The 20,660-nt window shown below is 58.0% G+C and carries 21 protein-coding genes; 12 read left to right on the forward strand and 9 right to left on the reverse strand.

Going from position 1 to position 20,660, the window contains the following annotated elements:
* Positions 1 to 7: 7 nt before the first annotated feature.
* Positions 8 to 520, forward strand: coding sequence for a DUF3299 domain-containing protein (locus RHM68_RS22355; RefSeq protein ID WP_322219176.1), 513 nt, complete (start codon positions 8 to 10; stop codon positions 518 to 520).
* Between the two features lie 157 nt (positions 521 to 677).
* On the forward strand, positions 678 to 1,376 hold the full coding sequence (locus tag RHM68_RS22360; protein ID WP_322219177.1) for an OmpW/AlkL family protein: 699 nt from the start codon (positions 678 to 680) through the stop codon (positions 1,374 to 1,376).
* Between the two features lie 102 nt (positions 1,377 to 1,478).
* Here RHM68_RS22360 and RHM68_RS22365 read toward each other — a convergent pair whose 3' ends face one another.
* The 4 genes from RHM68_RS22365 to RHM68_RS22380 all read right to left on the reverse strand — a co-directional run bounded on the left by RHM68_RS22365 (position 1,479) and on the right by RHM68_RS22380 (position 6,769).
* Positions 1,479 to 2,408, reverse strand: a complete 930-nt coding sequence (locus RHM68_RS22365; RefSeq protein WP_322219178.1) for an NAD-dependent epimerase/dehydratase family protein — start codon at positions 2,406 to 2,408, stop codon at positions 1,479 to 1,481.
* Positions 2,401 to 3,285: a sugar nucleotide-binding protein gene (locus tag RHM68_RS22370; protein WP_322219179.1), complete on the reverse strand. Its 885-nt coding sequence runs from the start codon at positions 3,283 to 3,285 to the stop codon at positions 2,401 to 2,403. The genes RHM68_RS22365 and RHM68_RS22370 overlap by 8 nt, the downstream gene beginning before the upstream one ends.
* A gap of 227 nt (positions 3,286 to 3,512) precedes the next feature.
* The gene (locus RHM68_RS22375; protein WP_322223907.1) at positions 3,513 to 5,633 is read right to left on the reverse strand and encodes a mechanosensitive ion channel family protein; all 2,121 of its coding nucleotides are present in this window, start codon (positions 5,631 to 5,633) and stop codon (positions 3,513 to 3,515) included.
* Positions 5,634 to 5,773: 140 nt separating this feature from the next.
* Positions 5,774 to 6,769: a GlxA family transcriptional regulator gene (locus RHM68_RS22380; protein WP_322219180.1), complete on the reverse strand. Its 996-nt coding sequence runs from the start codon at positions 6,767 to 6,769 to the stop codon at positions 5,774 to 5,776.
* Positions 6,770 to 6,870: 101 nt separating this feature from the next.
* Between RHM68_RS22380 and RHM68_RS22385 the strand changes: the two genes are divergently transcribed.
* From RHM68_RS22385 to RHM68_RS22425, 9 genes are all read left to right on the forward strand, one after another.
* Complete coding sequence (locus tag RHM68_RS22385; protein WP_322219181.1) at positions 6,871 to 7,425, forward strand: cysteine hydrolase family protein; 555 nt, start codon at positions 6,871 to 6,873, stop codon at positions 7,423 to 7,425.
* A gap of 293 nt (positions 7,426 to 7,718) precedes the next feature.
* Positions 7,719 to 8,300, forward strand: coding sequence for a YjfI family protein (locus RHM68_RS22390; protein WP_322219182.1), 582 nt, complete (start codon positions 7,719 to 7,721; stop codon positions 8,298 to 8,300).
* A 24-nt stretch (positions 8,301 to 8,324) separates the two neighbouring features.
* Positions 8,325 to 9,023 carry a PspA/IM30 family protein gene (locus RHM68_RS22395; RefSeq protein WP_322219183.1) on the forward strand — a complete coding sequence of 233 codons (699 nt, stop codon included), beginning with the start codon at positions 8,325 to 8,327 and terminating at the stop codon, positions 9,021 to 9,023.
* Between the two features lie 69 nt (positions 9,024 to 9,092).
* Positions 9,093 to 9,656, forward strand: a complete 564-nt coding sequence (locus RHM68_RS22400) for a rhomboid family intramembrane serine protease (RefSeq protein WP_322219184.1) — start codon at positions 9,093 to 9,095, stop codon at positions 9,654 to 9,656.
* 72 nt (positions 9,657 to 9,728) lie between these two features.
* Positions 9,729 to 9,881 (forward strand): hypothetical protein, encoded by a 153-nt coding sequence (locus tag RHM68_RS22405; RefSeq protein WP_322219185.1) that lies wholly within the window; start codon positions 9,729 to 9,731, stop codon positions 9,879 to 9,881.
* On the forward strand, positions 9,868 to 10,524 hold the full coding sequence (locus tag RHM68_RS22410; protein ID WP_322219186.1) for a DUF2491 family protein: 657 nt from the start codon (positions 9,868 to 9,870) through the stop codon (positions 10,522 to 10,524). Before RHM68_RS22405 ends, RHM68_RS22410 begins: the two co-directional genes overlap by 14 nt.
* Positions 10,525 to 10,537: 13 nt before the next feature.
* Entirely contained in the window at positions 10,538 to 10,966 is a 429-nt protein-coding gene (locus RHM68_RS22415) for a DUF350 domain-containing protein (RefSeq protein ID WP_322219187.1), read from the forward strand.
* Positions 10,967 to 10,985: 19 nt separating this feature from the next.
* Positions 10,986 to 11,714: a DUF1190 domain-containing protein gene (locus tag RHM68_RS22420; RefSeq protein WP_322219188.1), complete on the forward strand. Its 729-nt coding sequence runs from the start codon at positions 10,986 to 10,988 to the stop codon at positions 11,712 to 11,714.
* Between the two features lie 12 nt (positions 11,715 to 11,726).
* A complete protein-coding gene (locus RHM68_RS22425; RefSeq protein ID WP_322219189.1) occupies positions 11,727 to 12,884 on the forward strand; it encodes a glutathionylspermidine synthase family protein in 1,158 nt (385 codons plus the stop codon).
* A 67-nt stretch (positions 12,885 to 12,951) separates the two neighbouring features.
* Here the strand turns inward: RHM68_RS22425 and RHM68_RS22430 are convergent, their stop codons facing one another.
* The gene (locus RHM68_RS22430; protein ID WP_322219190.1) at positions 12,952 to 13,488 is read right to left on the reverse strand and encodes a single-stranded DNA-binding protein; all 537 of its coding nucleotides are present in this window, start codon (positions 13,486 to 13,488) and stop codon (positions 12,952 to 12,954) included.
* A gap of 9 nt (positions 13,489 to 13,497) precedes the next feature.
* The gene (locus RHM68_RS22435; RefSeq protein ID WP_322219191.1) at positions 13,498 to 14,895 is read right to left on the reverse strand and encodes an MFS transporter; all 1,398 of its coding nucleotides are present in this window, start codon (positions 14,893 to 14,895) and stop codon (positions 13,498 to 13,500) included.
* Between the two features lie 191 nt (positions 14,896 to 15,086).
* Between RHM68_RS22435 and uvrA the strand changes: the two genes are divergently transcribed.
* A complete protein-coding gene (uvrA, locus tag RHM68_RS22440) occupies positions 15,087 to 17,921 on the forward strand; it encodes an excinuclease ABC subunit UvrA (protein WP_322219192.1) in 2,835 nt (944 codons plus the stop codon).
* 67 nt (positions 17,922 to 17,988) lie between these two features.
* Here the strand turns inward: uvrA and bfr are convergent, their stop codons facing one another.
* From bfr to rplQ, 3 genes are all read right to left on the reverse strand, one after another.
* Positions 17,989 to 18,453: a bacterioferritin gene (gene bfr, locus RHM68_RS22445; RefSeq protein ID WP_322219193.1), complete on the reverse strand. Its 465-nt coding sequence runs from the start codon at positions 18,451 to 18,453 to the stop codon at positions 17,989 to 17,991.
* 164 nt (positions 18,454 to 18,617) lie between these two features.
* A complete protein-coding gene (locus tag RHM68_RS22450) occupies positions 18,618 to 20,057 on the reverse strand; it encodes a catalase (RefSeq protein ID WP_322219194.1) in 1,440 nt (479 codons plus the stop codon).
* Positions 20,058 to 20,269: 212 nt separating this feature from the next.
* Positions 20,270 to 20,656 carry a 50S ribosomal protein L17 gene (rplQ, locus tag RHM68_RS22455; protein ID WP_131062043.1) on the reverse strand — a complete coding sequence of 129 codons (387 nt, stop codon included), beginning with the start codon at positions 20,654 to 20,656 and terminating at the stop codon, positions 20,270 to 20,272.
* Positions 20,657 to 20,660: the final 4 nt, after the last annotated feature.

Genomic DNA, 20,660 nt, shown 5'->3' on the forward strand with positions numbered 1-20,660 from the left:
GTTAAAGATGCCCCGCGCTCTGCTCGCGCTATTGATGCTAGTCGCCCTGCCGCTGTGGGCGGCCGAGCCAAAGGATTTGACCTGGCAGGAAATGATCCCGCCAGACGCTCCGGCCGAAGTGCCAAACATGAAGCCGCTGCATGACTTGTCGCAGATGGGCAGCGCGCTTGAGTCAGCGCCAGCGGCTAAACAGGATCTGCCCGATGCGCCGGTGGTGAAAAACCTTGATGGCCAGCACATCCGCTTGCCGGGTTACATCGTGCCGCTGGAAGTGAGTGAAGAAGGCCGTACCACGGAGTTTCTGTTGGTGCCGTATTTCGGCGCCTGCATCCACGTACCGCCGCCGCCATCGAACCAGATCGTGCATGTGAAAAGTAAAGTCGGTGTGAAGCTTGATGAGCTGTATCAGCCTTACTGGATCGAGGGTTCGTTGCAGGTCAAAGCGTCCAGCAGCGAGTTGGCGGATGCCGGCTATCAGATGAATGCCGACAAAATTTATGTGTACGAACTGCCGGAGTGAATCCGGCAGTCCCGTGTTGTCGGGTCAATCGGCCTCGCGGGCAAAGGTTCCCCTATTAATGGCCACATCACTGTTTCATTGAGCTGAATCAAAAGACCGTATCAGATGGCTTCGTACCATTGGACATCGAACATTTTCAACGTCCTTTGGAGCCCCCATGAACAAGTCCTTGCTCAGCGCTTCGCTGTTTGCCCTAGCGCTCACAGCTCCGCTCGCCCACGCCTTCGACGCCGGCGATATCATCGTTCGTGCCGGTGCGATCACCGTCAACCCGAAAGCCAGCAGTTCCAGCGTCAAGGTCGATCAAGGTCCATTGGCAGGCACCAACCTGGGTGGCAAGGCCACCATGGACAGCGACACGCAGCTGGGCCTGAACTTCGCCTACATGCTCACCAACAATATCGGCATCGAGCTGCTCGCCGCCTCCCCGTTCGAACATGACGTGAGCCTCAAAGGCACCGCACTGGGCGCGGCCAACGGTAAGCTCGGCACTCTCAAACATCTGCCGCCGACCCTGAGCGTGGTCTACTACCCGCTCGACAATAAGTCCGCGTTCCAACCGTATGTCGGTGCTGGCATTAACTACACTTGGATCTACGACGAAAAACTGAGTAACGAAGCTCAAGCCAACGGCTTCAGCAACTTCAAGGCGAAAAACTCCTGGGGCATGGCATTCCAGGTCGGTGCCGACTACATGATCACCGACAACATCATGCTCAACGCCCAGATGCGTTACATCGACATCAATACCCGCGCCACTGTGGAAAACGACGCCGTAGCACCGGGCACTCGGGCCAGGGTTAACGTGGATGTCGATCCGTTCGTGTACATGGTCGGGCTCGGCTACAAGTTCTAAGGCCCCTTCACGAGCAGGCTCGCGAAGACGTCCAACCGGGCAACAAAAATCCGGAATGAACAAGGCGCCTCAACAGGCGCCTTTTTCATGGCTGCGAAAGACTCAGCGACCCAGCAACCGCGCCAGACCAACGCTCATCGGCGTCTGCTGCGGGTAGGTAAACCGCTCCAGTAAACGGCGGTTGTTGGCTCGCGAGTGACGAATATCACCAGAACGCGCCGGGCCGTAGCTCACGGGCGGTAACTCACCCACCACTTCGCCCAAGGCTGCCAGCATCTGCTTGAGCGTTGTGGCTTGGTTCCAACCAACGTTGACCGCGCCCACTTCAATCTGCGGTTTATCGATCGCCTGCACCAGCAAGTCCACCAAGTCCTCGACGTAAACGAAGTCGCGTGTCTGCTCGCCATCCCCGAACACGGTGATAGGCAGGCCTTTGCGCGCACGCTCGCTGAAAATGCTGATCACCCCAGAGTACGGCGAGGACGGATCCTGGCGCGGGCCGAAGATGTTGAAGAAGCGGAACACCACCGGCTCCAGACCATGCTGGCGGCGGTAGAAGTCAAAGTAGTATTCACCGGCCAGTTTGTCCGACGCGTAGGGCGTCAGTGGTGCTTTGGCGGTGTCTTCGTCAATCGACTCGCCTTCGCCGTTGTTGCCATACACCGCGGCGCTGGAGGCGAATAACACCCGCTTGACGCCGGCCTGACGCATGGCTTCGCAGACGTTCAACGAGCCGATGAAGTTGCTCTGGTGCGTCTTCACCGGGTCGTCCACCGACGCCTGCACCGACGCCACGGCGGCCAGGTGTGCTACCGCGCTGCAACCGATCATCGACCGGTGGACCAGGGCGGCATCAGCCACATCGCCGACAATCAGTTCAACCTGGGGATTGTCCAGCGGCAGGTTGCTGCGTTTACCGGTGGACAGATCATCGAGGATCCGCACCGAGTGACCCGTGGCGAGCAAGGCTTCCGTAAGGTGCGAGCCTATGAAACCGGCGCCGCCGGTGATTAAAACAGGGCCTTCAGCCATGACGATAAAACCTATCCAGTAAGCCCGGGAGCGCCGCGCGCCAGGCACGCGGTTTGATCCCGAAAGTGTGCAGAATTTTCTTGCAGGCAAGCACCGCGTGTTGCGGCTCTTCAGCGGCATCGGGCCTTGCCGCGTGAGCCTGGGCCGTCGGCGCTTCGATCGCAAGCTCGTGTAGGTTGCGTGCTTCGTTGAGAATCGCCTGTCCCAATGCCAGCGGCGTGGTCGCCTCATGTCCGGCGTAATGGTAAGTGCCCCAGAGCGGCGCCGCGCAATCGAGTTGTTTGAGCACCGAGATGATCACCCGGGCAGCGTCTTCCACCGGTGTCGGGTTACCCCGTCGATCGTCGGCCATTAGGAGTTCTTCAGGCACTAGCGCGCGAGCGAGGAAACGTCCGAGCGCGCCGTCAGGGCTATCATCGAGCAGCCAGCCGAAACGCAGCAGCACGTGTTGCGGGCAGGTGGCGCGCACGCTTTGCTCGATCCGCCACAGCGCTTGACCGCGCAGGCCCAGAGGCACCGGCTCATCCTTTTCGCTGTAAGCGGTGGCTCGTGAGCCATCGAACACGCGATAGCTCGACGGCTGCACCAGAACAATGTTGTGGTGCTGGCACAGTTCGGCAAGACGTTCGACCGATCGTTCCTGCCCGGTCAGCCGAGCCTCATTCACGTTCTCCGCCTGAAACCAGTCGAAATAGTAGGCAAGGTTGATGAGCGCGTCCGGGCGGGTGTCGTCGAGCAGTTGCGTCAGGCTCGCGGCGTCCCAGCCGTCTTGTGGTGGACGGGGAGCGAGGAAACCGATGTCTTCCTCCGCACCAAGGCGAATCAGCGCTTGCCCAAGGGCATTTCCGCCGCCCAGTAACATAAGGCGCATTCGCATAGAGTCAGCAGGCCCAGTCTGATTGAAACAATGGCTTTATCGACAGCGCTCGCAGGCGGTGTCGTCGAGAGATGCCGGAATCGTTGCATTTTGCGGGTTTAGAGCGCAACCGTCATCCGTAAAGTGTAGTTGCCGGAATTTAGGGTGCAGCTACTCGCCCCTTGGCGAGCAGGCACGGGCGCCATTTGAAGGGTGTACGACACGGATCTCTTGAGAGGAGGTGCGCACTATTGAGTCCGCGGCGGGTCTGGCAGCAACACCGGCGAAGGCTGCGGTGCCGGGCCGTCGCTTTCATCGACCGCACGCGTGGGCAATAAAACCTGCTGTGGATAAGTTTGCGCAAAATGTACCCACGGGCTGTTATCCACCAGCTTTTTCAAGCGCTGGTTAAACGCGCGACTCACGGCGTATTGCCCGCCTGACACGGTGCGGAACTGCGCCGTGAGCACCACGCCGTTAAGGTCCATTTTGTCCACCCCAAAGACATCCAGCGGGCCTTGCAGGTTGTACTTGAGAAACGCATCGTCACGGATCGAGTCACCGGCCTCGCGGATCAGTTCGATGGCCTTGTCCACGTCTGTGTCGTAAGTGAATTGCACCGAGAAGAAGGCGTAGGCGAACTGCCGCGATTGATTGGTCACGGCTTTGATCTGCCCGAACGGCACCGAATGCACAAACCCCTTGCCGTCGCGCAGTCGCAAAGTCCGGATGGTCAAGCCTTCGACGGTCCCGGCATGGCCGGAATCGAGCACCACCCAATCACCAATCGACAGGGTGTCTTCGATGATGATGAACAGCCCGGTAATCACGTCCTGCACCAGTTGCTGCGAACCGAAACCGATGGCCAGGCCGACCACCCCGGCACCGGCCAGCAGCGGCGCGACGTTGATCCCCAAGTTGGCCATCGTGGTAATCGCGCAGATCACCACCAGGATGATTTTGACGGCGTTGCGCAGCAACGGCAGGATGGTTTTCACCCGTGTACTCGGTTGGCGCGCCGAACGCTTGTTGAGCGGCGGTTTCAGCGCTTCCTGAATCGCGGTGTCGAGCACGACCCAGAACAACCAGGTCACCAACAAGATCAACCCGATACGGCTCAGCGAATCACTGATCGCCCGCCCGACTGAGTTTTGTTCGGCGAACTCAAACAGTGAAATGCCCCAGATCCGCCCGAGTATTTCAATGAACGCCACGGCCATGACGATTCGCAGCAATGCGTGCAGCAAACTCAGGAAGCGTTCCTTGTAAGCACTGCTACGCTGGATCGCTTCGGCTTTTCGGGACTTGAACACGTGCTGGAAAATCGTGCTGAGAAACACCGTCGCGATCAACAGCACCGTGGTCAACAGCGCACAACGCAACGCCTTCTGGTTGTCCTCGCCGACACCGATCAGGTTGATCGCCGAGACCAGCACCATCAACAGAATCGGCCAATACCACAGACCGGAAAATATGCGCAGTGACTCTTGCAACGAAGGCTGTTTGAGGCGCGGGGCCAAGGGACGATTACGGATCAGGTGCGCCACCGGACGACGCAAGCGGATCACCACGTAACCGAAGATGATCGAGGCCAACAGACCGGTGAATACCGCGACGCTGCTGGTGATGTTGCCGCCCAGTTGCCGAGCGATCTGAGGGCTGGTCAATGCATCACTCAGCGCGGCGAGGAAACCGATCAGGAACAGCGGCCTGGGCCCGTAATCACGGATGATCCGCACCGCCGCGCGCTTGTGTCCGGTGTTGAACATGACAATCACGCACAGCAACATCGAGGTCGAGAAAATGCCGCTGCTGGTCGCGTAGGCAAAGCACAACGCCAACGCACGCCCCACCGAAGCTTGCAAGAAATGGCTGGCATAAAGGGTCAGCGGCAGGCAAATCAGGGCGGGCAGCGTGTAAGGCAGCACGTAGCCAATCAGGTCCTGACTGCGTTGCCGGGTGCGCAGCCAGCGCCCCTGAATCAAACGCTTACCGAAGAGACCACCCAGTACCGTCAACACAACAAACGTGCCCAGCCAGACGCCGGACAGCAGCAGAAAATCGCCCGCCACGCTCCAGGTAGAGCGCGACGATGGCTGATTAACCAGTTTGTCGACTTCATCTGCCGCACGGTCGGCCCGCAGGCGCCAGGCGTCTACCAGGTTTTCATTGAGGTCGAGTTTGTCTTGCACGTCGTCAATGCTGGTACTGATGGCCCCGAGCAGACCGCCCTGAACCAGCGGTTCAGGCTTGGCCGGTGCCTGGGCAGTGGCTGAGGCGGGAACACCCGGCAGCGTGGCAGCTTGCAGTCCGGCACTGCTCAGAACCAGCAGCATGCCCATTAGTCTCGCGATCTTGAACTTGAACAACACGCCGAGCTCCTTCAGAAGGGTCTGTAAGGAACTGATTGATAAATGACGGGCAAGTTCGGTTTAGCGCGAGATAACGCGTGCAAACATTCGCTGCGCGAGCACGTTTGCGCCTCTATTGGTTCGGCGCTGAACGCGCGTTAGCGCGCCACACTTGCAGGCGCTGTCACGCCAAACCTTGTCCGGTAATCATTGGGCGACAGACCGGTAATTTTCTTGAACATGGCGCGAAACGCACTGGGGTCCTGGTAGCCAACGGTCCAGGCAATGTGATCAATGGTGCCATTGGTGAACTCAAGCATTTCCCGCGCCTTGCCAACCCTCAGGTGCTGGCAATACTCGGTAGGCTTGAGCCCGGTCGCGGCCCGGAATCGGCGCAGGAAGGTACGTTCCTCCAGCCCGGCCTGCTGCGCCATAACAGCCAATGAAACCTCTGTCGCCCCGGTGCTTTGCAGCCAATGCTGGGTTTTGAGAATCGAGGCGTCGCCATGGCTCAGGATCGGCGAAAAATGGCTACCGCACTGGCTCGCACTGTCGCTGTGTTCCACCACCAAAAAACGCGCGGTGAGCGTAGCGAGGCTTGGCCCCAATAGACGGTTGACCATGCGCAAGCCCAGCTCGGACCACGCCATCAGCCCAGCGGTGGTAATCAGGTCACCATCGTCGACGATGGGCGTATCGGCCTTGAGTTTAATGGCCGGATAACGCTCGGCAAAGGCCTTCGCCGAGGACCAATGAGTGGTGGCGCTGCGGCCATCGAGCAGGCCACTTTCGGCGAGCAGAATAGAACCCACACAGACCCCGCCGAGGATCGCACCTTGAGCGTGCTGCTGACGAAGCCAGCGAATCAACCCCTGTGGTGCCTGGCCCTCGGAAAAACCGGCAATCGACGGCGGGATCATGACCGCCACCAAGACGCTGTCCGACCCCGGATGACTGTCATACACCCGCTCAGGTGCCTGATCGCCATCAACCCGCCAATGGCTGACCCGCAGCAACGGCAATTGTGCCGTTTGATGCTCGGTGGCGATGCGGTTGGCAACGGCGAACAAATCCGTCAGCCCATGCACCGCAGCCATCTGCGCGCCGGGATAGATCAACACTCCCAACTCAGCGACGGCCCTTTGTGCGTCCATTGTCAGTTTTCCCCCTTCTATTGTCGGTGCAGCCAATCCTCGGACAGCCCGCCGAACCCGATACTGGAGGCCACTTCCATCTGCACGTAGAGGAAACACCCATGGCCAAGCAAGCGCTCATCGTAGTCGATATCCAGAATGACTACTTCCCCCACGGCAAGTGGCCCTTGGTCGGCGCCGATGCCGCCGCAGACAACGCAGAACGGATCATCCAGGCGTTTCGCCAAGCGGGTGATGCGGTGCTGCACATCCGTCATGAGTTCACCTCCGCCGACGCGCCGTTTTTCACCCCGGGCTCAGAAGGCGCGAAACTGCACCGCAAAGTCCTCAACCAAGCCGACGAGCCCGTGGTGCTCAAACACTTCGTCAACGCGTTTCGCGAAACCGAATTGAAGGCAATGCTCGACCAGCAACACATTGAGCACCTGGTGATTGTCGGCAGCATGAGCCATATGTGTATCGATGGCATCACCCGTCATGCGGCCGACCTCGGCTACACCGTCACGGTGATCCACGACGCCTGCGCGACCCGTGATCTGGAATTCAACGGCCTCACCGTACCCGCGGCCCATGTCCACGCCGCGTTCATGTCGTCCCTGGGTTTCGCGTATGCCAGCGTGATCTCGGCTGACGAATTCCTGCGCAGCGGCGATTAATCCACAGCCCACCGGCCCATTTTCAGCTCGCGAAACAACTAGACAAACAATAGGCCCGTAGCGTTTTGGCGCTGCGGGCCTTTGTTATTGCGCGCGATGAAAAATCTCACGCGTGAGCTATTGAGAGCTTAAAAAATTGCCTGTAAGGTTTCTCACGCGTGAGTTTTCACAACGGGATCAGCACCATGAAAAGCAGCTCTCCAATGGGTACGCCTGTCGCGCCCGCGACCGATACAACACACCAAAAGGAAGAGCGCTCGAAACCGTCCGCGAAAAAACCATCGAGCTTTTACATGAAGCAGATGCGCGCGGGCCTGGGGGCCGCCGGTTATGTGAAACACGAGACTTGGGTGCTTCCTGAAAATCGAAGCCTGCTCAAGCAGATGGAGAAACAGCTACGCCAACCGATCCTGGCTGGCTCATTCATGTCGGAGAATTACATGAGCGCAGGTACTAACTGGAACATCGATCGCCTCAGCAGCGCACTTCAGGCTCTGGATGAAGTGGTCTCGAATGACATCACCCTCTCCCTCGTTCAAGGCTCCGAGTCCAGCATCAAGCTGGAAATGAACGATTTCGGTGGCTTGCCGATTTACATCGCAGTGGTTGGCGAGCAGATCATCGTTGACACCGTTCTGGTCGACGTCGAGTCCATCAACGACGTGCCAGCCTTCAATGACGCGGTGCTGCGCAGTCGTGAAATGTTCCCGCTGTCCTCGATCGGGATCGAGTCCATGCCCAACGGGCAAATTGTGTACAACATGTTTGGCTCGCTGAGTTCCGACTCCAGCCTGACCAACGTCGTGACCGAGGTCAAAACCCTGGTCGACAACGTGCAGCGCGCGAGCGAAGCCTTTGAACGTTTCTTCAATTAATTATTCGGGAATAGGGAATATCCAATGACTCAGTCCATCTGGAGCAAATTGTTCACCGCGCTGCGCGGCGGTGCCAACGAAGTCGGCGAATCGATCGTCGATCAACAGGCCCTGCGCATCCTCGACCAGGAAATTCGTGACGCAGACAGCGCACTCGCCAACGCCAAGCGTGAGCTGGTCACCATTATGGCGAAGCACAAACTCTCGGCCGACCGGGTCAGCGAGTACAACGCCAAGATCAAGGACCTGGAGTCCAAGGCCATGGCCGCGATCCAGGCCAACCGTGAAGACTTGGCAATGGAAGTGGCCGAAGCCATTTCGACCCTGACCAACGAACTCGATGTCGAGCAAAAGCAGGCCACCGAATTCGGCGGTTACGCTGACAACATGCGCAAAGACATCACCAAAGCCGAAAGCCGCATCAAAAGCCTGCGCCAGCAAGTGGACATGGCCAAGGCCCGCGAAAGCGTGCAGAAAGCACAGGTCAGCGCTTCGATTGCCAGTGGGGGCGCCAACGGCAAGCTGGAAACCGCCGTCGGTACGCTGAACCGCCTGCAAGCCAAGCAACAGCAACGCGCCGCCGAACTGGAGGCCCAGGACGAACTGGCCGAAGCGTCGACCGGTAACGACCTGGAGCGCAAGCTTCGCGAAGCCGGCATCACACCGGACCAGGGCAGCGCCAACGCGATCCTGGATCGCCTGAAGAAAAAATCGGCCGAGTAACAAACCAGGGCAATAGCGCAACAGGAAGGGCATTGATTGCCCTTCTTTGTTGTCGAGTCGAGGGCAAGGATGGATACCCTGAAAGGTTTCAAAACAATCGCAGGCGTGGCGATCTTCATGGTCGCAGTGCAACTGGTCAATGCGGCGACTGGCTACAGCCTTATCGCCTTCAGCCTGGTACCGAGAACCTTGCACGGATTGCCAGGGATTATTACCTCGCCCTTTTTGCATGCCTCCTTTGCACACCTGAGCGCTAACCTGATTGCCTTTTTGATCCTCGGTACGCTGGTCATTATCGAAGGACTTAACCGGTTCCTGGCCGTTAGCGCCATCATCATTCTGCTGGGCGGTGCGCTGGTCTGGCTGTTCGGTTTTTCCGGCGCGCACGTCGGTGCGAGCGGTTGGGTGTTCGGGCTGTGGGCGTACATTCTGTCGCGCGCCTGGTTCCAAAGAAGCTGGGGCAACCTGATCATGGCCGGTGGGGTGGCCGCGCTTTATGGCGGCCTGATTTTTGGCTTCCTTCCTCGCCAGGGCATTTCCTTCGAAGGACATATCGCGGGTGCGTTCGCCGGATTTATTGCAGCCAAAGTGCTTTTCTCTGCGCCGCGCAGCAGGTTTAATGCCGCCCGGTAACCCCACTTGAGCACTCATCGGCCAGGGCGGTTAGTCGCCAGGAATGAGAGCCCCCAAGGAATCAGGGACAACATGTCTATTTTCTTTTTATTGCGTATTGCCACCTCGCCCTTGAGGTGCAATGCCGAGCGCGCGCTGAAAATAGAACGCCAGTGCGCCCTCTTCAGTGAACACTCCGGCATCGCCTCCATTCGCCCCAAGGAACTCTCTCATGGGATGGTTTAAACAGTTGATGGGCCTTGAGGCCCCGCAAGCCAAAGGCAACGACATTGCACCGGTTATCGGTCCACTCGGTCTGGCCATGGGCAAAGGTGTGATGTTCGATACCACCCTGCGTTTGTTGCTCGACGAAAAAACCAGCGTGACCATCCCCGGCTCTCAACAAATATGGAGCGTCGGCACGATTGAACTCGGGCAGTCGACTTGGCTGTCGCGCTATTACATGAACGACGAAGACTACTGGCTGCAAGTGCATACCACTGGCGACATTGACGGCCAGGTCGAGTCGGTCATTCTGTTCAATTACCTCAGTTACGTGACCATCAGCAGCGAAGCCGAGCTACGTCGCCTCGCCGGCCCGCAGAGCCTGATCGGGCTACCGAGCTACCACCAAAACGGTGTCGAATACACGCGTGAATGGGGCACCGAGAACGGACAAACAGAACTGGTAGCCCTGACTGAACAGCTGAAAAACCCGGATGAGGCGTACAGCATCTCGCACCGCTCGATGCTGTACGCCCGCGAAACCGGCCTGACGGATCGCCGGGAGTTTCTGCTGTTTTCTGTCGAGGAAGACCTCGAAGGCACTATCAGTTTGAGCACTTCGCTGGGCATCTCGCTGTACACCACCGACCTGAACACTCTTTAAAAGGAACATGTCCATGCTTGATGCGCTCTCCATTTCCCTGAACAAGGCCGCCGTGCTCGGATTTGTCTCCTACATCCTCGGCGCGGCTTTGCTGTTCGCGCTGTTCCAGTTCATCTACACCCGAATCACACCGCACAAGGAGTTCGAACTGATCCGTTCGGGCAACGTGGCCGCCGCGATTGCTCTGGGGGGCGCCATCATCGGTTTCGCCATTCCGGCCAGCAACGTGATTGCCTACTCCATCAGCATTCTGGACTTCGTCGTTTGGGCGGTGATCGCCGCGTTCGTGCAACTGCTGGCATTCCTGATGACCAGCCTGGTGCTCAAAGGCACCTCCGAACGCATCCGCAAAGGTGAAATCGCTGCGGGCATCTATGTCGCAGCCGTGGCCATCAGCGTCGGCATGTTGAACGCCGCGTGCATGACCCCTTCCCAGAACTGATCGCGCCACGGAGATTCCGATGAAACGAAGCAAGTACGTTCAGCTCTCGCTGGCCGCGTCGGTCGCAATGGCGATATCCGGCTGCGGGCCAACGGAAAAAACCTACGCAGTACAGAAGAAGTACAACTTCCAGTCCGTTCAGCAGTGCGCCGATGAAAAGCTCCCGGTGGATATCTGCTCGGATGCCTACATGAACGCCATGGCCGAACACCGCCGAATAGCACCGGTGTACGACAACCAGGCCGATTGCGACGCCGACTTCGTCGTGGGCTGGTGCCAGCAGGATTCCGCCGGCAAGTTTCTGCCCAAGCTGGGCGGTTTCGAGCTGACTGCTGATGGCCAGGTCACACAAACCCAGGTTGATGCCGCCAAGGCTCAACTGCCCGCCTCTGAAGCAAACACTGGAGGCTCGGGGTTCTCCGGCAGCAGCCTGCTGACCGGAATGCTGATCGGCAACATGCTGAGCAACAACCGCAACAGTTATTACTCACAACCGGTCTACCGCTACCGTGATTCTCGGGGAGACTACGGCTCCTCAACGCTCAGCCAGCGTATTTCGACGGGCTCGACTTTTACCCGATCCAATCAGGCAAAGTCCGGCAGCAGTTACAGAGACGCCATCAGCCGCTCGGCCAGCAAGCCGATTTCCGTGGCATCGTCCACCTCCCGTGGCGGCTTCGGCAGCCAGGCCAGCGCACGTAGCGGCTGGGGCGGATCGGGTAAGAGTTTTGGCGGATCGAGCAGTTAAGGAAACACGGCCATGAAGAAGATTCTCTGTACAGAGCGTCATGACTGGAGACAGACGGCCGAAAGCCTGGGCTTCCTGTTCCACACCATCGACGGCGAGCCTTACTGGGACGAACGCGCGTACTACCAGTTCACGCTCAAGCAGATCGAGAACGACCTCGAAGACCCGACCACCGAGATTCATGAGATGTGCATGGAGCTGGTGAATCGGGTGGTGCAGAGCGAAGAATTGCTGGAACGCCTGAGCATTCCCGCATCATTCTTCGACATGATTCGCACGTCCTGGCGTGAGGGCCACCCGCATCTGTACGGGCGCATGGACTTTTCCTACAACGGCATCGCCCCCGCCAAGTTACTGGAACTCAACTACGACACGCCGACGAGCCTGTATGAAGCCGCCGCGTTTCAGTGGGGGTGGCTGGAGCAATGCATCGAGCGCGGTTTGCTGCCCACGCATGCCGATCAGTTCAATAGCATCGACACCAAGCTGCACCAAGCCTTTGCGCAGTTGCAGCTCAAGCAGCCGTTCTATTTTGCTTCGATGAAAGACTCGGTCGAGGACAAGGGCACCACCGACTACCTGCGTTTGATCGCAGAGCACGTCGGAATAGAATCACGGCATATTGATATCGAAGACATTGGTCTCACCAGGGAAGGACGTTTCGTCGATCTCGAGGATCGATGGATTCCTCATTTATTCAAACTGCATGCCTGGGAGTTCATCTTTCACGAACCCTTCGGGGCTGCCATTGCCCAATCCGACACGCAGTTTTTCGAACCGGCCTGGAAATCGATCCTCTCCAACAAGGGCATCCTGCCTTTATTGTGGGAGTTCAACAAAGGTCATCCGAACCTGTTGGCCTCGCACCTGGACGCTGACCCGAGTAAAGCCGTGCCGAAAGGTTGGGTGCGCAAGCCGTTTTTCTCCCGCGAAGGCGCCAACATCGAGTTGCAAACCGCCGATGGCCAGATCGTTAAAGAGGATGGGCCCTACACCGACGCGCCCTTCATCCTGCAAGAGTTCGCGCCTCTGCCTCGGTTTGGCGACAGCTTTACGCTGGTCGGCTCTTGGGTCATAGGTGACCAAGCGGCTGGCATCGGGGTGAGGGAAGACAACAGCTTGATCACCAAAGACTCAAGCCGTTTTTTGCCACACCTGATACTCGACTGACCCACTCAGCGCCCACAAAAAAGGCCCGAAGGGATCAGCTTCGGGCCTTTTTTACATCGCGTAACTGCTAGAACGGAATATCGTCATCAAAGCTGTCGAAATCCGGAGCCGGCTGCGGGGCAGCCTGCTGTGGTGCCGGGCGCGATTGTTGCGGTGAAGACTGTTGCGGTGCCGACTGCTGAGGACGCGGAGCCTGTTGGCGCGGGGCCGGGGCGGATTGCTGGTAGTTATTGCCCCCGCCTTGTTGCTCGCCCTGCTGTGGACGGCCGCCCAACAGTTGCATGGTGCCTTGCATGTCGACCACGATTTCCGTGGTGTAACGCTTGATACCGTCTTTTTCCCACTCGCGGGTTTGCAACTTGCCTTCGATATAAACCTGCGAACCTTTACGCAGATACTCGCCGGCGATTTCGGCAACCTTGCCAAACATCGATACACGGTGCCATTCAGTCTTCTCGACCTTCTGACCGGTTTGCTTATCGGTCCACTGTTCGCTGGTCGCCAGACTCAGGTTAGTCACGGCGTTACCGTTAGGCAGGTAGCGAACTTCGGGATCCTGGCCGCAAGTACCGACCAATATGACTTTGTTAACCCCACGGGCCATAACGTTCTCCTAGGCTACGCACGCTGCCTCGGCCGGGTTGTTCACCAAGCGCTCGAGGGTGGTGCGATCCAATAGTTCTGTGTCCAATTTGATGTAAATCGCCGCTTCTTCTTCGACGATCACTGCATCTGTTACCCCTACAACGGCCTTCAGGCGCTCGACCAGACCCGCTTCGCGGATCGCTTCGGCCGACAGCGGCAAGCGCAGGCTCGTCACGTAGGGAGGTTCGCGCATGGTAACAGCAAAGGCCAGCCAGAGGGCAGCCAGGCCGGCGCATCCGAGGAACACAACCGACAAACCGCCGTGCTGGAACATCCAGCCGCCCATAATCCCGCCCAGTGCTGAACCGAGGAACTGACTGGTGGAGTAAACCCCCATCGCCGTGCCCTTGCCGCCTGCCGGGGAGACCTTGCTGATCAGTGATGGCAAGGACGCTTCGAGCAAATTGAACGCGGTAAAAAACACCACCGTCCCTATCACCAGAGCCCGCAAGCTATCACCGAACTTCCAGAAGAATAGCTCAGTGAGCATCAGCGTCACGACGGCACCGAGTAAAACTCGTTTCATTTTGCGTTTCTTCTCGCCGTAGATAATGAACGGGATCATGGCGAAGAAAGAAATCAGCAGCGCGGTAAGGTAGACCCACCAGTGCTGCTCTTTGGGCAGCCCGGCTTTCTCGACCAGCGCCAGGGGCAATGCGACAAAACTCGACATCAACATCGCGTGCAGCACAAAAATGCCCAAGTCCAGGCGTAGCAAGTCTGGATGCTTGAGCGTCGGCAACAGCGCCTGACGCGCGACACCCGACTCGCGGTGCTGTAATGGGCCGATGGACTTCGGCACCATAAACATGACGATGACAATGCCGAACAGCGCCATGCCGCCGGTCGCCAGAAACAGGCCAGACAGGCCAAAGGCCCGCGTCAACAAAGGCCCGACAACCATCGCGACAGCGAACGACAGGCCGATGGTCATACCGATCATGGCCATGGCTTTAGTCCGGTGCTGCTCGCGCGTCAGGTCTGACAGCAAGGCCATGACGGCGGCGGAAATCGCCCCGGCACCTTGCAGGATGCGCCCGGCGATCACGCCCCAGATCGAGTCCGCATTAGCTGCCAACACACTGCCGAGCGCAAACACAATCAACCCGAGGTAGATAACCGGCCGGCGCCCGATACGGTCGGAAATGATACCGAACGGAATTTGAAAAATCGCCTGGGTCAAGCCGTAAGCGCCAATCGCCAGCCCGATAAGGGCCGGGGTCGCTCCGGCCAGATCCATCCCATAGGTCGCCAGTACCGGCAACACCATGAACATGCCAAGCATACGGAAGGCGAACACCAGGGCCAGACCGCTTGCTGCGCGGGTCTCACTGCCACTCATGCGTTCGCTGTGGGGATCGTGCATGGAAAAACCTCATGTGAACCGGCGGCGATTCTACCAGTCCCATCGATTGACGGGGTACATCGCGACGCTTTGACGCGCACAGATGACGCAGTCTTCATATAAGGCTGCGAAGCCCTCATTTGATAGTGTGCATCCATCCAGTATTTGGCCGTATACTCCTACGTTTTCGCCGCCCGCCAATCGAGGCCACTTTGGACAAGATCCTGATTCGTGGGGCCCGAACCCACAACCTGAAGAACATCGACCTGACCCTGCCGCGGGACAAACTGATCGTCATCACCGGCCTGTCCGGGTCCGGCAAGTCATCGCTGGCCTTCGATACGCTCTATGCGGAAGGTCAACGGCGCTACGTCGAGTCGCTGTCGGCCTATGCCCGGCAGTTTTTGTCGATGATGGAAAAACCTGACGTCGATACCATCGAGGGTCTCTCTCCAGCCATTTCCATTGAACAGAAATCGACCTCGCACAACCCCCGCTCGACAGTCGGCACCATCACCGAAATCTACGACTACCTGCGCCTGCTCTACGCCCGCGTTGGCATTCCACGCTGCCCGGATCACGACATCCCGCTGGAAGCGCAGACCGTCAGTCAGATGGTTGACCTGGTCCTGGCACAACCGGAAGGCAGCAAACTCATGCTGCTGGCCCCGGTCATCCGCGAACGCAAAGGCGAGCACCTGTCCGTTTTCGAGGAACTGCGCGCCCAAGGCTTTGTTCGGGCCCGCGTCAACGGCCGGCTGTGCGAGCTGGACGAATTGCCGAAACTGGATAAACAGAAAAAACACTCGATCGATGTGGTGGTCGACCGTTTCAAGGTCCGGGCCGACATGCAACAGCGCCTGGCCGAATCTTTCGAGACCGCGCTAAAGCTCGCAGACGGCATCGCGCTGGTCGCACCGATGGACGACGAGCCCGGCGAAGAAATGATTTTCTCTGCACGCTTCGCTTGCCCGATTTGCGGTCATGCGATCAGCGAGCTGGAACCCAAGCTCTTTTCCTTCAACAATCCAGCTGGCGCCTGCCCGACTTGCGATGGTCTGGGCGTTAAACAGTTCTTCGACATCAAACGGCTGGTGAACGGTGAGCTGACGCTGGCCGAAGGCGCAATACGCGGCTGGGACCGGCGCAACGTCTATTACTTTCAAATGCTCGGGTCGCTGGCCTCGCATTACAAGTTCAGTCTTGAAGTGCCCTTCAATGAATTACCGACCGAACAGCAGAAATTCATCCTGCACGGTAGCGGCTCGCAGAACGTTGACTTCAAGTACCTGAACGACCGGGGCGACATCGTCAAACGCTCGCACCCATTCGAAGGCATCGTGCCGAACTTGGAACGCCGCTACCGCGAAACCGAGTCTGCCTCCGTGCGCGAAGAGCTGGCCAAGTTCCTCAGCACCCAGCACTGCCCCGACTGCCGCGGCACCCGATTGCGACGCGAGGCACGGCACGTATGGGTTGGCGAGAAGACATTACCGGCGGTGACCAACCTGCCCATTGGCGATGCCTGTGAATATTTCGGGGGGCTGAAACTGACTGGCCGCCGCGGTGAAATCGCCGACAAGATTCTCAAGGAAATTCGCGAGCGCCTGCAATTTCTGGTCAACGTGGGTCTCGACTATCTCTCATTGGATCGCAGCGCCGACACCCTCTCGGGCGGTGAAGCGCAGCGTATTCGTCTGGCCAGTCAGATTGGCGCAGGCTTGGTGGGGGTTCTTTATATCCTCGACGAACCCTCGATTGGCTTGCACCAGCGGGACAACGATCGCCTGCTCGGCACCCTCAAGCACCTGAGGGACATCGGCAACACGGTGATCGTGGTCGAGCACGACGAGGACGCCATTCGCCTAGCGGACTATGTGGTAGATATCGGCCCAGGCGCCGGTGTACATGGCGGGCACATCGTTGCCGAAGGTACGCCAGCCGAAGTCATGGCTCACCCTGACTCGCTGACCGGCAAATACTTGTCGGGCCGAGTGAAGATCGCAGTGCCCGCCAAGCGCACACCACGCAACAAGAAGCTGATGCTGTCGCTCAAGGGCGCTCGCGGCAACAACCTGCGCAATGTCGATCTGGAAATTCCGCTGGGGCTGCTGACCTGCGTGACTGGCGTGTCGGGTTCGGGAAAATCGACGCTGATCAACAACACCCTGTTCCCGTTGAGTGCAACGGCACTCAACGGTGCCACGACCCTTGAGGCTGCCGCTCACGACAGCATCAAGGGCCTGGAGCACCTGGACAAGGTTGTGGACATCGACCAGAGCCCGATCGGTCGCACACCACGCTCCAACCCAGCGACGTACACCGGCTTGTTCACACCGATTCGCGAACTGTTCGCCGGCGTACCGGAGTCTCGCTCCCGAGGTTACGGCCCGGGCCGCTTCTCCTTCAATGTGAAGGGCGGGCGCTGCGAGGCCTGCCAGGGCGATGGCTTGATCAAGGTAGAAATGCACTTCCTGCCGGACATCTACGTCCCGTGCGACGTTTGCAAAAGCAAGCGTTATAACCGCGAGACTCTGGAGATCAAGTACAAAGGCAAGAGCATCCACGAAACCCTCGAGATGACCATCGAGGAAGCACGCGTGTTCTTCGATGCGGTCCCGGCCTTGGCACGCAAGCTTCAAACGCTGATGGACGTTGGCTTGTCGTACATCAAACTGGGTCAATCAGCGACCACGCTGTCCGGTGGTGAAGCCCAACGGGTGAAGCTCTCTCGCGAGCTGTCAAAGCGCGATACCGGCAAAACCCTGTACATCCTTGATGAGCCAACCACTGGTTTGCATTTCGCAGACATCCAGCAATTGCTCGACGTGCTGCATCGACTGCGCGACCACGGCAACACCGTGGTGGTGATTGAGCACAACCTTGATGTGATCAAGACCGCCGACTGGTTGATCGACCTCGGGCCAGAGGGCGGCTCCAAGGGCGGACAGATCATTGCCGTCGGTACGCCGGAAGAAGTGTCTGAGATGAAGCAGTCTTACACGGGCTTCTACCTCAAGCCATTATTAGCTCGCGACAAGGCCTGATTCAAACCTACGAAAAAGCCCCTGTCACTGAGTCGGTGACAGGGGCTTTTTTTGCAGTCTAGGAGTATCAGAACTGTGATTGCAGGTAATTCTCCAGACCAACCAGCTTGATCAGCCCGAGCTGTTTTTCCAGCCAGTAAGTGTGATCTTCTTCGGTGTCGGCTAGCTGAACGCGCAGGATCTCGCGGGTCACATAGTCCTTGTGCAGCTCGCACAGCTCGATGCCTTTGCAAAGGGCTGCACGGACTTTGTATTCCAGGCGCAGGTCGGCAGCAAACATGTCAGGCACTGTCGTGCCGACATCCAAGTCATCCGGGCGCATACGTGGCGTACCTTCGAGCATCAGGATTCGACGCATCAACGCATCAGCGTGCTGCGCCTCTTCTTCCATCTCGTGATTGATACGTTCGTAGAGTTCGGTGAACCCCCAGTCCTCATACATCCGCGAATGAACGAAATATTGATCACGCGCCGCCAGTTCACCGGTGAGTAGCGTGTTGAGGTAATCGATTACGTCTGGGTGGCCTTGCATCGCCCTACATCTCCCTGCTTGAAAGTGCGTAGTCTGAACCAACCTAGCCCGAAGGTCACTCACTTGACGCAATAAAAGCGAAGAAACCCCGAGAAAAGTAGCTTAAATAACGCAAAAACCGCCCAAATGAGGGCGGTTCTGCTTATCGTTTAGACTTAGTTAAGCTATACGTTCAACGCCTTTGCGATTGCTTCTCCATACGCAGGATCTGCGCGGAAGAAGTGCTGCAATTGACGATCAACCACATCGCTGGATACACCGGCCATAGCGCCTGCAATGTTATCCACCAACAGCGCTTTCTGTTCGTTGCTCATCAAACGGAACAGCGCGCCAGCGTGGCTGTAGTAGTCGGTGTCTTCGCGATGATCATAACGATCCGCAGCACCGCTCAAGGCCAACGCCGGCTCAGCGTAACGAGGTGCTTGCTTTGGCGACTCTACGTAGCTGTTCGGCTCGTAGTTAGGTGTAGCACCGCCGTTGCTGCCAAATGCCATCGAACCATCACGCTGATAGGTATTGACCTGAATACGCGGAGCATTCACCGGCAGTTGCTGGTGATTGGTGCCAACACGGTAGCGGTGAGCATCGGCATAGGCGAATACGCGACCCTGCAGCATACGATCCGGTGATAGGCCAACGCCTGGAACCATGTTGCTCGGCCCGAATGCCGCTTGCTCGACCTCAGCAAAGTAGTTCTGCGGATTACGGTTGAGCTCCAATTCACCGACCTCGATCAACGGGAACTCTTTTTGCGACCAAGTTTTGGTCACGTCAAACGGGTTCTCGTAGTGCGCCGTGGCCTGGGCTTCGGTCATGATCTGAATGCATACGCGCCACTTCGGGAAGTCACCGCGATCAATCGCACCGAACAGATCGCGCTGAGCGTAATCCGGATCGGTGCCGGCCAAGCGCGCAGCATCTGCCGGAGTAAGGTTCTTGATTCCCTGCTGCGTCTTGTAATGCCATTTAACCCAGTGGCGTTCACCATTGGCGCTGATGAGGCTATAGGTGTGACTGCCAAAGCCATGCATATGCCGGTAGCCGTCAGGGATCCCACGGTCTGAAAACAGAATGGTGACCTGGTGCAGCGCCTCAGGCGAATGCGACCAGAAGTCCCACATCATCTGCGCACTTTTCAGGTTGCTTTGCGGCAGACGCTTTTGGGTGTGGATAAAGTCAGGAAACTTGAGTGGATCACGGATGAAGAAAACCGGCGTGTTGTTGCCGACGATGTCCCAGTTACCTTCTTCGGTGTAAAACTTCAGAGCAAAACCACGCGGGTCACGCTCGGTATCCGCCGAACCACGTTCGCCACCCACAGTAGAAAAGCGAAGAAAGGTCGGGGTCTGTTTGCCGACGGACTCAAATAGTTTCGCACTGGTGTACTGCGTGATGTCACGAGTGACCGTGAATGTACCGTAAGCACCCGAGCCTTTAGCATGCACGCGACGCTCAGGGATGTTTTCTCGGTTGAAGTGGGCAAGTTTCTCGATCAGATGAAAATCGTCGAGTAACAGCGGGCCACGAGGGCCGGCAGAGCGGGAGTTCTGGTTGTCGGCGACAGGAGCGCCACTGGCGGTGGTAAGCGTTTTACTCTGGCTCATACGACTTCTTCCTCAGTCAGTCTTGGAACTGCCGGTTAACCGGCTGACGAGGAGTATCGATGAACAAGATGACATCTTCAAATTTATTAAGCAGCTATAGTCGATAGATAATTACTAACAACTTTCTTGCACCAAATAACCAACGGCCCCATCTTTCTCGCGCGCACAAAAAACCGGGCGCTAGGCCCGGTTCTTCGTTTCAGACTGACATCTTACTCAGCGGATACTGCTTCGCCGCCGGCAGGACGATCAACCAACTCGACGTACGCCATAGGCGCGTTGTCGCCAGTGCGGAAACCGCACTTGAGGATGCGCAGGTAGCCACCCTCACGGGTAGCGTAGCGCTTGCCCAGGTCGTTGAAGAGCTTACCAACGATAGCTTTCGAACGAGTACGGTCGAAAACCAGACGGCGGTTAGCCAGGCTGTCTGTCTTGGCCAAAGTGATCAGCGGCTCAGCAACGCGACGCAGTTCTTTAGCTTTCGGCAGTGTAGTTTTGATCAGCTCGTGCTCGAACAGCGACACTGCCATGTTTTGAAACATGGCCTTGCGGTGCGAGCTAGTGCGGCTCAGGTGACGACCACTTTTACGATGACGCATGGTT

The sequence above is a fragment of the Pseudomonas sp. DC1.2 genome (assembly GCF_034351645.1).
Lineage (GTDB): Bacteria > Pseudomonadota > Gammaproteobacteria > Pseudomonadales > Pseudomonadaceae > Aquipseudomonas.